This window comes from Dactylosporangium sp. CA-152071 (genome assembly GCF_050936335.1).
In the GTDB taxonomy this organism is placed as follows: Bacteria; Actinomycetota; Actinomycetes; order Mycobacteriales; family Micromonosporaceae; genus Dactylosporangium; species Dactylosporangium maewongense.
In genome coordinates, this window is the sequence record NZ_JBNJMZ010000001.1 from 7,099,892 (window position 1) to 7,114,240 (window position 14,349).

A 14,349-nucleotide genomic window follows, 5' to 3' on the forward strand; every position below is an offset into this window, starting at 1 on the left:
TCGTCGACCTGGAGCTCGGGAAGCCGACGGACCCGCGTCCGGCTCAGAGGCGCGCCCATGCCTCGGTCAGCACCGAACGCAGGATCTGCTCGATCTCGATGAAGTGGCTCTCGTCGCAGATCAGCGGCGGCGCCAGCTGGATCACCGGGTCGCCGCGGTCGTCGGCGCGGCAGTAGAGGCCGGCGTCGAAGAGGGCCTTGGACAGGAAGCCGCGCAGCAGCGCCTCGGACTCCTCGTCGTTGAAGGTCTCCTTCGTCGCCTTGTCCTTCACCAGCTCGATGCCGAAGAAGTAGCCGTCGCCGCGGACGTCGCCGACGATCGGCAGGTCGTACAGGCGCTCCAGGTAGGACCGGAAGAGCGGCGAGTTGGTCCGGACGTGCCCGTTGAGGTCCTCGCGCTCGAAGATGTCGAGGTTCGCCAGCGCGACCGCGGAGCCGACGGGGTGCCCGCCGTAGGTGATGCCGTGGGCGAACCAGTTGGCCCCGTCGAGGAACGGCTCCGCGAGCCGCTCGGAGGCGAGCATCGCGCCGAGCGGCACGTAGCCGGAGGTGAGGCCCTTCGCGACGGTGATGATGTCGGGCTGGTAGCCGAAGCGCTTGGCGCCGAAGTACTCGCCGAGCCGCCCGAACGCGCAGATGACCTCGTCGGAGACGAGCAGCACGTCATACCGGTCGCAGATCTCGCGGACCCGCTGGAAGTAGCCGGCCGGGGGCGGGAAGCAGCCGCCCGCGTTCTGCACCGGCTCCAGGTAGACGGCCGCGACGGTCTCCGGGCCCTCGAACTCGATCGCCTCGGCGATGCGGTCCGCGGCCCAGACGCCGAACTGCTCCTCGGTCATCGACTGGTCGGGCCGGCGGTAGAAGTTGGTGTTCGGCACCCGGAACGCGCCCGGCACCAGCGGCTCGAACTCCTGCTTGAGCACGGGGATGCCGGTGATCGACAGAGCGCCCATCGACGTGCCGTGGTAGGCGATCGAGCGGGACAGCACCTTCGTCTTCATCGGCTTGCCGGTGCGCTTGAAGTACGAGCGGGCCAGCTTCCACGCGCTCTCGACGGCCTCGGAGCCGCCGGTGGTGAAGAAGACCCGGTTCAGGTCGCCGGGGGTGAGGTCCGCGAGCCGGTCGGCGAGCTCGATCGCCTTCGGGTGCCCGTAGGACCACAGCGGGAAGTACGCCAGCTCGGAGGCCTGCTTGGCGGCGGCGTCGGCGAGCTCGTGCCGGCCGTGCCCGGTCTGCACCACGAACAGGCCGGCGAGGCCGTCGAGGTAGCGCTTGCCGTTGCTGTCGTAGATGTAGGGGCCGTCGCCACGGACGATCACCGGCACCGGCGCGTCGGCGTACGCCGACAGGCGGGTGAAGTGCATCCAGAGGTGGTCTCGGGCGGCCTGGTCGAGTCGCTCGGCGTCGGGCTGCTGGTCGGTCATCGTGTCCCCCACGCATAGGTCTGCTTGGCGAGCTTGAGGTAGACGAAGGTCTCCGTGGCGGTGACGCCAGGGATGCTCCGGATCGTGTCGTTGAGAAGGTTCAGCAGGTGCTCGTCGTCGGTACAGACGAGCTCGACGAGCAGGTCGTAGCCGCCGGCGCAGATCACCACGTAGTCGATCTCCGGCACCGCGGCGAGGGCCTTGGCCACCGGCCGCAGGTCGCCCTCGACCTTCAGGCCGATCATCACCTGGCGGGCGAAGCCGAGGGTCAGGGGATCGGTCACCGCCACGATCTGCATGACGCCGGTGTCCAGCAGGCGTTGCACACGCTGGCGGACCGCCGCCTCCGACAGGCCGACGACCTTGGCGAGGGCGGCGTAGGACATGCGACCATCGCGCTGCAGCTGCTCGATGATCCGCTTGTTGACGTCGTCAAGGACGGGCTCGGTCACGTGTGGATTCTTGCCCAAGACCCCGCTGTTGGCAACTAATTCCATAGCTGGATAACTAGGGATCTGCGGATTCGTGATCCGTCAGGAATCGATCGTCGTTCGGGACTATATTTCCGCCGGGTCACGACGGTAACCTCAATCTGACCAAGTGGCGCTTTTCGTTGTGCGGCCCGATCGTAACGACGGAATCCCTTGTCAGTGATGGCACCTCGTGTCAGGATCGGTCGTCGGATACCACCCCCCGAGGTTCCGGCCCGAGATCCGTAGGAGCCCTCGTGCGAAACCCCTCTCGCCCGCCGCTCTCGCCCGAAGCGGCCGCCGTCCTCAACGCCACCGGCCTGTCGCGCCGGACCCTGATGCGAGGCCTGTTCGCCGGTGGAGCGTTCATCGCGACGGGCGGCGCCCTCGCCGCGTGCGGCACGAAGCCCGCGAAGAAGACCGAGGCGGAGAAGGCGGCGTGCACCGCCACCGACGTCTCCGCGACCGAGAAGAAGATCACCTTCTCCAACTGGCCCCTGTACGTCGACGTCGACGAGAAGGACGAGAAGAAGCGGCCCAGCCTCGACGCCTTCGCCGCGAAGACCGGCATCGCCGTCACGTACAACGAAGACATCAACGACAACAACGAGTTCTTCGGCAAGGTCCGCAACCAGCTGCAGGCGTGCCAGTCGATCGACCGCGACATCATGGTCCTCACCGACTGGATGGCCTCCCGTGTCGTCGGCCTCGGCTGGGTGCAGGCGTTCGACAACGCCAAGACCCCGAACTTCACCAAGAACGTCCTCGGCACGCTGAAGAACCGGGCGTGGGACAAGGACATGAAGTTCGCCGCGCCGTGGCAGTCCGGGCTCACCGGCATCGCCTACAACGCCAAGGCGACCAAAGAGGTCCGCACCATCGACGAGCTGCTCACCCGCGCCGACCTCAAGGGCAAGGTCGCGGTGCTGTCGGAGATGCGCGACACCGTCGGCCTGATCCTCATGTCGCAGGGCAAGGACCCCGGCACCGTCACCGACGCCGAGTTCGACGCCGCGCTGGAGAAGCTGAAGAAGGCCGTCGACTCCGGGCAGATCCGCAAGTTCACCGGCAACGACTACAAGGAAGACCTGAACAAGGGCGACCTCGCCGCGTGCATCGCCTGGTCCGGCGACGTGATCCAGCTCAGCGCCGAGAACGAGGACGTCAAGTTCGTCACGCCCGAGTCGGGCCTGGTGCTGTGGTCGGACAACATCCTCATCCCGTCGACGGCGACCCACAAGGGCAACGTCGAGCAGCTCATCGACTACTACTACGACCCGAAGGTCGCGGCGGAGCTGGCGGCGTACGTCAACTACATCTGCCCCGTCCAGGGCGCGCAGGACGCGATGCAGCAGATCGACCCGGACCTGGCAAGCAACCCGCTGATCTTCCCGGACGCCGCCACCCTCGCCAAGACCAAGAGCTTCAAGGCTCTCACCGAGGACGAGGACAAGAAGTACTCGGCGAAGTTCGAAGCGATCTCGGGAGCTTGATAGATGGCCGAGCAGAGCGGTGCCGACCTCAACCTGGTCGGCGTGACGAAGTCGTTCGGCGCCTTCACGGCCGTCGACGACCTCAGCCTGACGGTGCCCGCGGGGTCGTTCTTCGCCCTCCTCGGCGCCTCCGGCTGCGGCAAGACCACGACCCTGCGCATGATCGCCGGTCTTGAGGAGCCGACGACCGGCCGCATCCTGCTCGGCGACGAGGACGTGACGCGGCTGCGGCCGTACAAGCGGCCCGTCAACACCGTGTTCCAGAGCTACGCGCTCTTCCCGCACCTCAACATCGCCGACAACGTCGCGTTCGGCCTGCGCCGCCGCGGCGTCAAGGGCGTCGCCGACCAGGTGGAGCGGATGCTCCACCTGGTCGACCTGGAGGGCTTCGGCAAGCGCAGGCCCGCGCAGCTCTCCGGCGGCCAGCAGCAGCGCGTCGCCCTCGCCCGGGCCCTGATCAACCACCCGCGGGTGCTGCTGCTCGACGAGCCGCTCGGCGCCCTGGACCTCAAGCTGCGCCGGCAGATGCAGGTCGAGCTCAAGCGGATCCAGACCGAGGTCGGCATCACCTTCGTCCACGTGACCCACGACCAGGAGGAGGCCATGACCATGGCCGACACCGTCGCGGTCATGAACGCCGGCAGGATCGAGCAGCTCGGCAGCCCCGTGGAGATGTACGACTTCCCCGGCACCGCCTTCGTCGCCAACTTCCTCGGCCAGTCGAACCTCCTCGCCGGCACCGTCACCGGCCGCAACGGCGACGACGTCCTCGTCGAGGCGCACGGCGCCCGCTACTCGCTGCCGGCGGTCCGCGCCAGGGCCGGCGAGGGCTCCGTGTGGCTCGGGGTGCGGCCCGAGAAGATGCACCTGTCGGGTGGCGGCCTGGACAAGGTGCCGGCCGGGCACCAGTCCGTCACGGGCATCATCACCGACTCGTCCTATGTGGGCGTCAGCACCCAGTACCTGGTGCGCGCCCCGTGGGGCGACGAGCTGACGGTGTTCGTGCCGAACTCCGGCGTGGCCGCGCCGCTCGCCGTGGCGAGCGAGGTGACCGTGCACTGGCGGCCCGACCACGCGTTCCTGCTTCCCCGTCCCGAAGGGCAGACGGTGGCACCGGTGGTAGACGCCGAGGCCCTCGCATGAGCGGCCAGCGAAGCGTCTCGGGCCGCTCATCGTGTGACAGGTTGAGCTCAGGCCGACGCCGGAGCGCAGCGGAGGTGGCGGCGTGAGCGCGTTGGGGCATGTCGGGGCCGGCACCACCGGTACACCGGCGAACCTCGAAAAACCGAGGAAGCGCTGGCTGCCGTATCTGCTGCTGCTCCCCGGCGGCCTGTGGCTGATCCTGTTCTTCGCCGTGCCCTCGATCCAGCTCTTCGCGACCAGCCTCTACGACCCGAGCGGATCCCTCGAAGAGGGCTACGCGATGACGTGGCAGTTCAGCAACTACGTCGACGCCGCGAGCGAATACCTCCCGCACTTCATGCGCTCGCTCGGCTACGCGGCGCTGACCACCGCCATCTGCCTGCTGCTCGGCTACCCCCTCGCGTACGCGATCGCGCTCAAGGGCGGCCGGTGGAAGAACCTGCTGCTGATCTGCGTGATCGCGCCGTTCTTCACCAGCTTCCTGATCCGCACCCTCACGTGGAAGGTCATCCTGTCGGACAACGGCTGGCTGGTGACGACCCTCAACGCGCTGCACGTGCCGCTGCCCGACGGCCGGCTCCTCGCCACCACCCCCGCCGTCATCGCCGGACTCGTCTACAACTTCCTGCCGTTCATGGTGCTGCCGCTGTACGCCAGCCTGGAGAAGCTCGACCCGCGGCTGCTCGAGGCCGCCGGCGACCTCTACGCCCGGCCCGTCGCCCGCTTCACCAGGGTCGCGCTGCCGCTGTCGATGCCGGGCGTCGTCGCCGGCACGCTGCTCACGTTCATCCCCGCCGCCGGCGACTACATCAACGCGCAGCTGCTGGGCACCAACCGGCAGTACATGATCGGCAACGTCATCCAGTCGAAGTTCCTGAAGGTCGGCGACTACCCGAGCGCCGCCGCGCTGTCCTTCACGCTGATGGCGGCGATCCTGGTCCTGGTCTTCGTCTACGTCCGGCGCGCCGGGACGGATGAGGTGCTCTGATGCTGCATCGCCTACGCCGCTCCGTCGCCGACCACTGGGTCATGGCGATCGGCCTGCTCGTCCTGCTGTACCTGTTCGTGCCGATCGGCGTCGTCGCCGCGATGTCGTTCCGCGACGCCGGCCGCAACGCGCCCTACTCGCTGGAGAACTACAAGTTCACCTGGGCGCACTGGGCCGACCCCTTCGGCACCGCCGGCATCGGCGACGCCTTCCTGCTCAGCATCGTCATCGCGGCGATCGCCACGCTCGGCGCGGTCATCCTCGGCACGCTGATGTCCTTCGCCCTGGCCCGCCACACGTTCCGCGGCCGCGCCGCCACCAACACCCTGATCTTCCTGCCGATGGCGACGCCCGAGATCGTCATGGGCTCGTCGCTGCTGGCGCTGTTCGTCGCCTCCGGCGTGCAGCTCGGCTTCTGGACGATCGTCATCGCCCACATCATGTTCTGCCTGTCGTTCGTGGTCGTCACCGTCAAGGCCCGACTCGCCGGCCTCGACCCGCGGCTGCAGGAGGCCGCGATGGACCTCTACGCCAACGAGGCTTCTACCTTCCTGCGGGTCACGCTGCCGCTGGTCATGCCCGGCATCGTCGCGGCGGCGCTGCTGTCCTTCTCGCTGTCCTTCGACGACTTCATCGTCACCAACTTCAACTCCGGCAGCACCGTCACGTTCCCGATGTTCGTCTGGGGCGCCTCGCAGCGGGGCATCCCGCCGCAGATCAACGTGATCGGCACCGCCATGTTCGTCATCTCCTTCCTGGTCGTGCTCATCGGCCAGGTCCCCAACATGCGCCGCTCCCGTCAGAAGGGCTGACCGATGCGCCTGCTCATCGTCGGCGCCGGTGGCGTCGGCTCCGCCGCCGTGCGTATTCTCGGCCGCCGCTCGTTCTTCGAGACCTGTGTCGTCGCCGACTATTCGCTGCCCCGCGCGCAGGCGGCGGTGATCGACGACCGCTTCACGGCGGCCCAGATCGACGCCTCATCGGCGGCAGCTGTCGAGGAGCTGTGCCGGGCTCATCAGATCACGCACGTGCTCAACGCGGTCGACCCGCGGTTCGTCATGCCGATCTTCGAGGGCGCATTCGCCGCCGGCGCGCACTACCTCGACATGGCGATGTCGCTGTCCTCACCGCACCCCACCGCGCCGTACGCGGAGACCGGGGTGAAGCTCGGCGACGAGCAGTTCGCCGCCGCCGCGACGTGGGAGGCCGCCGACCGGCTCGCGCTCGTCGGCATCGGCGTCGAGCCCGGCCTGTCCGACGTCTTCGCCCGGTACGCAGCCGACGAGCTCTTCTCCGAGGTCCACGAGGTCGGCGTCCGGGACGGCGCGAACCTCGTCGTCGACGGCTACGACTTCGCACCCTCGTTCTCCATCTGGACCACGATCGAGGAGTGCCTGAACCCGCCGGTCGTCTGGGAACGCGACCGCGGCTGGTTCACCACGGCGCCCTTCTCCGAGCCGGAGGTCTTCGACTTCCCGGAGGGCATCGGCCCGGTCGAGTGCGTCAACGTCGAGCACGAAGAGGTCCTGCTCATCCCGCGCTGGGTCGACTGCCGCCGGGTCACGTTCAAGTACGGCCTCGGCGACGAGTTCATCGACGTGCTCAAGACCCTGCACAAGCTCGGCCTCGACTCGACCCGCAAGGTCCGGGTCGGCGGCGTCGAGGTGGCACCGCGGGACGTGGTCGCGGCCTGCCTGCCCGACCCGGCCGGCCTCGGCGACCGCATGCGCGGCAAGACCTGCGCGGGGACGCTCGTCACCGGCCTGGACAAGTCGGGCGCGCCGCGCAGCACCTACCTGTACCACGTGGTCGACAACGCCTGGTCGATGGCCGAGTACGGCTCGCAGGCCGTCGTCTGGCAGACGGCGATCAACCCGGTGGTGGCCCTGGAGCTCCTGGCATCCGGGGCCTGGGAAGGCCGTGGCGTGCTCGGGCCGGAGGCGCTGCCGCCGAAGCCGTTCCTGGAGTTGCTCACCGAGTACGGCTCGCCGTGGGGTATGCAGGAAAAATGACGCGATACGGTCCTATGTACGGACCTGACATCACGTTCCTCGGGGTGCCGCCCTGCGACCTCGACGCGCTGCCGCCGGACGCGGACGTGGTCATCGTCGGCGCGCCCTTCGACGGCGGCACCTCGCACCGGCCCGGGACCCGCTTCGGCCCGGGCGCGATCCGCCAGGCCTGTTACCTCGCCCACGACGGCTCCCGCCCGTCCCTCGCGCTGCGTGTCGACCCGTTGCGGGATCTGCGGGTGTACGACGCGGGCGACGTCGAGATGTTCTCCGGCGACGCGGCCGGCGCGATCGCAAGGCTGGAGGACGCGGTCCACACGGTCGCGGCCACGGGCGCGATCCCGGTGGTCCTGGGCGGCGACCACACGATCGCCTGGCCCGACGCCACCGGCGTGGCCCGGCAGCTCGGCTACGGCCGGGTCTCCCTCGTGCACTTCGACGCGCACGCCGACACCGGCGACACCGAGTTCGGCTCCCTCGTCGGCCACGGCCAGCCGATGCGCCGCCTCATCGAGTCCGGCGCGGTCCGCGGCGACCGCTTCCTGCAGCTGGGCCTGCGCGGCTACTGGCCGGGCCCGGCCACGCTGGACTGGATGGCGGCCCAGCGCATGCGCTCCTACGAGATGACGGAGATCGTGGCCCGCGGCCTCGACGACTGCCTCACCGAGGCGTTCACGATCGCCACCGACGACTGCGACGGCGTCTTCCTGTCCGTCGACGTCGACGTGGTCGACCCCGGCATGGCCCCCGGCACCGGCACCCCCGAACCCGGCGGCCTCACCTCCCGCCAGCTCCTCGACGCCGTCCGCCGCTGCTGCTACGAGCTCCCGATCGCCGGCATCGACGTCGTCGAGGTCTCCCCGCCGTACGACCACGCCGAGATCACCGCATACCTCGCCAACCGCGTCGTCCTCGAAGCGCTGTCCGCCATCGCCAGACGCCGCCGCGGCGACCCCTGGAACCCGCGCCAGCCCCTCCTCGACGGCCGCTGACGTACCATGGCGGCATGAGTGCGGAGACGATTGGCTGGCGCATGCCGCCGGTTTTGACGCTCGACGACCTCACCGCCATGATGGCAGCGGACGAGTTTCATCGATACGAGATCAGCCCGGAAGGGGTTCTCTCGGTCATGCCGCCGCCCGGCACCGAGCACGCGACGATCGCCTCTCAGATCATGTTCTGGCTCGCTGCGGCGGGTATGCCGGCCAATCGGGTTCATCAGACGATCGGACTTCGGATCCCCGGCCGCGACGGCGGCATCGGTGGACGAATTCCAGATCTGGTTGTCTGGAGCCGGACGCCATCAGCCGGCGTCTGGGTGTCGGTCGACGATGCACTTCTTGTCGTCGAGATCGTCTCGCCCGGGTCGAAGGACATGGACACCGTTACCAAGCGTGCCGAGTACGCCGCCGCTGGCATCCCGCAGTACTGGGTGGTCGGCCAGGACGCAACGCAGACCGTCACCATGCACCGCCTGACCGAGGACCGCTATGAGGTCCGGACGATGATGCCGCTTGCGTGGGTGCTCAACACCAAGCCGGCCGAGCACGACCTCGTCTGACGTCGGGCCCGGCCGGGCTGGGTTACAGGGCCGCTTCCAGGATGTCCAGGGCGCGGCCGAGGGTGGCGTCGTCCATGACCAGGGGTGGCAGGAAGCGGATCACGTTGCCGTAGGTGCCGCAGGTGAGCAGGAGCAGGCCCGCCTCGTGGGCCGCCTTCTGGATCGCCGCGGTCTTCGCCGGGTCCGGGGTCGGGCCCGCCGGGCCGGAGGCGTCCGGCACGACGATCTCCAGGGCGAGCATGGCGCCCCGGCCGCGGACCTCGCCGACGCACGGGTGGGCGGCGGCCAGGGACTCCAGGCGCGGGCGCATGACCGACTCGATCCGCCGGGCCGCGGCCGCCAGGTCCAGCTCCATCATGGTCTCGATCGAGGCCAGGGCGGCCGCGCAGGCGACGGGGTTGCCGCCGTACGTGCCGCCGAGACCGCCGGGGTGCACGGCGTCCATCACCTCGGCCCGGCCGGTCACCGCGGCGAGCGGCAGCCCGCCGGCGATGCCCTTCGCGGTGGTGACCAGGTCGGGCTCCAGGCCTTCGTGGGTCGAGGCGAACCACTCGCCGGTGCGGCAGAAGCCGGTCTGGATCTCGTCGGCGACGAAGAGCGCCCCGGCGGACCGGGCCCACGCGGCGACCGCCGGCAGGAAGCCGGGCGCGGGCACGATGAAGCCGCCCTCACCCTGGACCGGCTCGATGAGCACGGCGGCGACCTGGTCGGCGCCGACCTGCTTCTCGATCATGCCGGTGGCCAGCGCGGCCGCGTCGGGGCCGGAGAGGCCGTCGCGGAACGGGTAGGACATCGGCACGCGGTAGATCTCGCCGGCGAACGGGCCGAAGCCGTGCTTGTAGGGCATCGCCTTGGCGGTCAGGGCCATCGTCAGGTTGGTGCGGCCGTGGTACGCGTGGTCGAACACCACGACCGCCTGCCGCCCGGTCGCGTGCCGGGCGATCTTCACCGCGTTCTCCACCGCCTCGGCGCCGGAGTTGAACAGCGCCGAGCGCTTCTCGAACGTGCCCGGGGTCAGCGCGTTGAGCTGCTCGCAGACCGCGACGTAGCCCTCGTACGGCGCGATCATGAAGCAGGTGTGGGTGAAGCGCTCGACCTGGCGCCGCACCGCCTCGACGACCTTCGGCGAGCTGTTGCCCACGTTGGTGACGGCGATGCCGGCGGCCATGTCGATCCACTCGCGACCGTCCACGTCGGACAGCGTGCCGCCCGCCGCGTGGTCCACATAGGACGAGATCATGCTGCTGACGCCGCGGGCGACCGCGGCGCCGCGGCGCTTGTGGAGCTCCCCGGACGCCGTCATCACAGCTCGATGTTGTGCATGACGTGCTTGATGCGGGTGTAGTCCTCCAGCCCGTACATGGACAGGTCCTTACCGTAACCAGAGGACTTGAAACCGCCGTGCGGCATCTCCGCGACGATCGGGATGTGGGCGTTCACCCACACGCAGCCGAAGTCGAGCCGGCGGGTCATCCGCATCGCCCGGCCGTGGTCCCTCGTCCACACCGACGACGACAGCCCGTACTCGACGCCGTTGGCCCAGCGGACCGCCTCGTCCTCGTCGGTGAAGCGCTGCACGGTGATGACGGGGCCGAAGACCTCGTCCTGGATGATCTCGTCGTCCTGGCGCAGGCCGGAGACGACGGTGGGGGAGTAGAAGTAGCCCCGGTCGCCGACCCGGGCGCCGCCCGCGTCGAGCTTCGCGTGGTCGGGCAGCCGGTCGACGAAGCCGGCGACCCGGGCCAGCTGGTTGGCGTTGTTGAGCGGGCCGTAGAGCACGTCCTCGTCGTCGGGCGCGCCGGTCTTCGTCGCGGCGGCCTGCTCGGCGATCGCGGCCACGAAGTCGTCGTAGATGCCGGGGCCGGCGAGCACGCGGGTCGCGGCGGTGCAGTCCTGGCCGGCGTTGAAGTAGCCGGCGACCGCGATCGCCTCGGCCGCCGCCTCCAGGTCGGCGTCGTCGAACACCACGACCGGCGCCTTGCCGCCGAGCTCCAGATGGGTGCGCTTGAGCATGGGCGCGGCGGAGCCCGCCACCTCGCGGCCCGCGCGGACCGAGCCGGTGATCGACACGAACTGCGGCACCGGGTGCGACACGAGGGCCCGGCCGGTGTCCCGGTCGCCGGTGACCACGTTGAGCACGCCCGGCGGCAGGAACTCCGCGGCCAGCTCGGCCAGCAGCAGCGTCGACACCGGGGTGGTGTCCGACGGCTTGAGCACGACGGTGTTGCCCGCGGCGAGCGCCGGCGCGATCTTCCAGATCGCCATCATCAGCGGGTAGTTCCACGGGGTGACCTGCGCGCAGACGCCGATCGGCTCGCGGCGCACGTAGCTGGTGTGGCCCTTCATGTACTCCCCGGCGGACTTGCCCTCCAGGACCCGGGCGGCACCGGCGAAGAACCGGACCTGGTCCACGGCCGGGGGCAGCTCGTCGCTGGTGGTCAGCGCCCGCGGCTTGCCCGTGTTCTGGCACTCGGCGTCGATGAGCTCGGCCGCGCGGTCCTCCATCGCGTCGGCGAGCTTCAGCAGCGCCCGCTGCCGCTCCGCGGGCGTGGCGTCCCGCCACGTCTCGAACGCCTTGCTGGCCGCCTTCACCGCGCGGTCGACGTCGGCCTCGCCCGAGACCGGCGCGGAGGCGAACACCTCACCGGTCGAGGGGTCGATCAGGTCCGAATAACGGCCGTCGGCGGGCTCCACGTGGGCGCCGTCGATGAAGTTCTGCAGTTGCTTGGTCATGTCCACTCCTTTGAGTGTCGGCAGCCACATCCTTCCACCGATTCCGCAGTGCACAACCCCTTGAGCAACTGTTTCCATGCTGTGAAGCGGCGTAGGCTTTCAGTGTGACCCCGTTCTTCATCGCCGGCCGACCGGCGACCAGCGACGACGCCGTCGAGATCCGTCACCCGTTCGACGGCCGGGTGGTCGGCAGCACCGCCAACGCCACCCCGGCGCAGGTCGAGGAGGCCGTCGCCGCGGCCGACGCGGTCCGTGCGAAGGCCGCCGCCCTCCCGGCGAGCGTCCGGGCCGCGGCGCTGGACCACGTGAGCGCCCGGCTGAAGGAGCGCGCCGAGGAGGTCGCCCGGCTGATCACGGGGGAGAACGGCAAACCCCTGAAGTGGTCCCGGGGCGAGGTGGGCCGGGCGGTGTCCACGTTCCGCTGGGCCGCCGAGGAGGCCCGCCGCTTCTCCGGCGCCGTGCAGCGCCTCGACACCGACCCCGCCGCGACCGGCCGGATCGCCCTGGTCAAGCGCGTGCCGAAGGGGCCGGTGCTCGGCATCGCCCCGTTCAACTTCCCGCTCAACCTGGTCGCGCACAAGGTCGCCCCGGCGATCGCGGTCGGCGCGCCGATCGTGCTGAAGCCGGCGCCGGCGACCCCGCTCAGCGCGCTGCTGCTCGGCGAGATCCTCGCCGAGACCGAACTGCCCGAGGGCATGTGGTCGATCCTGCCGATCCCCAACGACCGGGCGCCGGCCCTGGTCGCCGACCCGCGCCTGCCGGTGGTGTCCTTCACCGGCTCCGGCCCGGTCGGCTGGCAGATCCGCGAGGCCGTGCCCCGCAAGCACGTCACGCTCGAGCTCGGCGGCAACGCCGCGGTCCTGGTCTGCGAGGACTGGGACGACCTCGACTGGGCCGCGACCCGCGTCGCGACGTTCTCCAACTACCAGGCCGGGCAGAGCTGCATCGCGGTCCAGCGGGTGTATGTCCACGACCGGCACTTCGACGTGCTCACCGAGCGCCTGGTCGCGGCGGTCGAGGCGCAGGTGACCGGCTCGCCGTGGGAGGACGCCACCGACGTCGGCCCGCTGATCAGCGAGGCCGCCGCCGAGCGGGTGGAGTCCTGGGTCGGCGAGGCCGTCGCGGCGGGCGCGAAGCTGCTCACCGGCGGCACCCGCGACGGCGCCAACTACGCCCCGACGGTCCTGACCGGCGTGCCCCGCGACGCGAAGGTCGCCTGCGAGGAGGTCTTCGGCCCCGTCCTCGTGCTGGAGCGGGTCGAGTCCGACGAGGCCGGGCTCGCCGCCGTCAACGACTCGCAGTACGGGCTGCAGGCCGGCGTCTTCACCCGCCGTCTCGACCGCGCCTTCGAGGCCCACCGGGTCCTCGACGTCGGCGGCATCGTCGTCGGCGACGTCCCCAGCTACCGCGCCGACCAGATGCCCTACGGCGGTGCCAAGGCCAGCGGCGTCGGGCGCGAGGGCCTCGCCAGCGCCATGACCGACTACACCGAGGACCGCGTCATGGTGCTGACGGGTCTGCAGCTGTAGGAGCCGCGGAGCCCGGCGGCTTGGCATCCGTCTCGTGCAGGCGCTGGTCCCAGACGTCGGGCTCCAGGAAGATGAAGCACTCGTCGTCGAGGTCCTCGCGGATGCGCGCCTCGGCCCGGTTGATCGCCTCCGCGGCGTGCGCCACCGTCTCGTCGGGTCTGAACGCGACCTTGGCGGCGATCAGCAGCTGGTCGGGGCCGAGATGCATGGTGCGCAGGTGGATCAGCCGATCGACGAAGGGCTCGACGGCCGCCTCGATGCGCCGCAGCGTCTCCTGGTCGGCGGACTCGCCGATCAGCAGGCTGCGCATCCGCATCGACAGGGTGATCGAGATGATGACCAGCAGGATGCCGATCGCGATCGTCCCGACCGCGTCCCACCGGCCGTCGCCGGTGACGACGGCGAGGGTGATGCCGACCGCGGCGAAGAACAGGCCGGTCAGCGCGCCGAAGTCCTCGGCGAGCACCACCGGCAGCTCCGGCGAGCGGGTGGTCCGGATGAACCGCAGCCACGGCAGCCCACGCCGTTCGGGCTGGGCCTCGTGCACCGCCGTCCGCAGCGAGAAGGACTCCAGCGCGACCGACACGCCGAGCACGGCGAACGCCCACACCGGCGACTCGACCGGCTCGGGGGAGTGCAGCTTCTCGTACCCCTCGAACAGCGCGAAGACGCCGCCGACCAGGAAGATGACGAGCGTCACCAGGAACCCGTAGAAGTAGCGGAACCGCTGGTAGCCGAACGGGTGCAGCGGCGAGGCCTCCCGCTTGGCGCGGCGGCCGCCGATGAGCAGCAGCAACTGGTTGGTGGTGTCCGCCACCGAGTGCACGGCCTCGGCCAGCATCGCCGAGGACCCCGTGAAGAGGAACGCGGCGAACTTGCTGACGGCGATGCCGAGGTTGGCGGCGAACGCGGCGATGATCGCCCTGATGGAGTTACCTTCCTCGGCCACGTTTCCCCCTGTACCACACCGGCGACATGAACTAACACCGGCAACCCC

At 70.1% G+C, this 14,349-nt stretch carries 13 protein-coding genes; 8 read left to right on the forward strand and 5 right to left on the reverse strand.

All coding sequences use genetic code 11. The annotated features are described in order from the left end of the window. Positions 1–43: 43 nt before the first annotated feature. Together ACQEVZ_RS31920 and ACQEVZ_RS31925 are read right to left on the reverse strand one after the other, a co-directional pair. On the reverse strand, positions 44–1,423 hold the full coding sequence (locus tag ACQEVZ_RS31920) for an aspartate aminotransferase family protein (protein WP_344501908.1): 1,380 nt from the start codon (positions 1,421–1,423) through the stop codon (positions 44–46). After that, the gene (locus ACQEVZ_RS31925) at positions 1,420–1,920 is read right to left on the reverse strand and encodes an Lrp/AsnC family transcriptional regulator (protein WP_203845385.1); all 501 of its coding nucleotides are present in this window, start codon (positions 1,918–1,920) and stop codon (positions 1,420–1,422) included. The genes ACQEVZ_RS31920 and ACQEVZ_RS31925 overlap by 4 nt, the downstream gene beginning before the upstream one ends. Positions 1,921–2,150: 230 nt before the next feature. Here ACQEVZ_RS31925 and ACQEVZ_RS31930 point away from each other — a divergent pair, with 230 nt between their 5' ends. The 7 genes from ACQEVZ_RS31930 (at position 2,151) to ACQEVZ_RS31960 (ending at position 9,090) form a co-directional block, all read left to right on the forward strand. Next, the gene (locus tag ACQEVZ_RS31930) at positions 2,151–3,386 is read left to right on the forward strand and encodes a polyamine ABC transporter substrate-binding protein (protein WP_344501640.1); all 1,236 of its coding nucleotides are present in this window, start codon (positions 2,151–2,153) and stop codon (positions 3,384–3,386) included. Between the two features lie 3 nt (positions 3,387–3,389). Then, positions 3,390–4,529, forward strand: a complete 1,140-nt coding sequence (locus ACQEVZ_RS31935; RefSeq protein ID WP_433373343.1) for an ABC transporter ATP-binding protein — start codon at positions 3,390–3,392, stop codon at positions 4,527–4,529. Positions 4,530–4,611: 82 nt separating this feature from the next. Beyond that, entirely contained in the window at positions 4,612–5,517 is a 906-nt protein-coding gene (locus ACQEVZ_RS31940) for an ABC transporter permease (RefSeq protein ID WP_433373346.1), read from the forward strand. Beyond that, positions 5,517–6,329: an ABC transporter permease gene (locus ACQEVZ_RS31945; RefSeq protein ID WP_433373349.1), complete on the forward strand. Its 813-nt coding sequence runs from the start codon at positions 5,517–5,519 to the stop codon at positions 6,327–6,329. The genes ACQEVZ_RS31940 and ACQEVZ_RS31945 overlap by 1 nt, the downstream gene beginning before the upstream one ends. A gap of 3 nt (positions 6,330–6,332) precedes the next feature. Further along, positions 6,333–7,529 carry a saccharopine dehydrogenase family protein gene (locus ACQEVZ_RS31950; RefSeq protein WP_433373352.1) on the forward strand — a complete coding sequence of 399 codons (1,197 nt, stop codon included), beginning with the start codon at positions 6,333–6,335 and terminating at the stop codon, positions 7,527–7,529. Next, positions 7,526–8,521: an agmatinase gene (gene speB, locus ACQEVZ_RS31955; protein WP_433373355.1), complete on the forward strand. Its 996-nt coding sequence runs from the start codon at positions 7,526–7,528 to the stop codon at positions 8,519–8,521. Before ACQEVZ_RS31950 ends, speB begins: the two co-directional genes overlap by 4 nt. 14 nt (positions 8,522–8,535) lie before the next feature. Beyond that, on the forward strand, positions 8,536–9,090 hold the full coding sequence (locus ACQEVZ_RS31960) for a Uma2 family endonuclease (protein WP_433373358.1): 555 nt from the start codon (positions 8,536–8,538) through the stop codon (positions 9,088–9,090). Positions 9,091–9,112: 22 nt separating this feature from the next. On the opposite strand, the gene gabT is transcribed toward ACQEVZ_RS31960, so the two are convergent. Both gabT and ACQEVZ_RS31970 read right to left on the reverse strand, forming a co-directional pair. Further along, positions 9,113–10,393 carry a 4-aminobutyrate--2-oxoglutarate transaminase gene (gene gabT / locus ACQEVZ_RS31965; RefSeq protein ID WP_433373360.1) on the reverse strand — a complete coding sequence of 427 codons (1,281 nt, stop codon included), beginning with the start codon at positions 10,391–10,393 and terminating at the stop codon, positions 9,113–9,115. Next, positions 10,393–11,823, reverse strand: a complete 1,431-nt coding sequence (locus tag ACQEVZ_RS31970) for a gamma-aminobutyraldehyde dehydrogenase (RefSeq protein ID WP_425552172.1) — start codon at positions 11,821–11,823, stop codon at positions 10,393–10,395. The genes gabT and ACQEVZ_RS31970 overlap by 1 nt, the downstream gene beginning before the upstream one ends. Positions 11,824–11,927: 104 nt before the next feature. Between ACQEVZ_RS31970 and ACQEVZ_RS31975 the strand changes: the two genes are divergently transcribed. Next, entirely contained in the window at positions 11,928–13,352 is a 1,425-nt protein-coding gene (locus ACQEVZ_RS31975; protein WP_433373363.1) for an aldehyde dehydrogenase family protein, read from the forward strand. Here the strand turns inward: ACQEVZ_RS31975 and ACQEVZ_RS31980 are convergent. Further along, entirely contained in the window at positions 13,324–14,301 is a 978-nt protein-coding gene (locus tag ACQEVZ_RS31980; RefSeq protein WP_433373366.1) for a cation diffusion facilitator family transporter, read from the reverse strand. The genes ACQEVZ_RS31975 and ACQEVZ_RS31980 overlap by 29 nt on opposite strands. Positions 14,302–14,349: the final 48 nt, after the last annotated feature.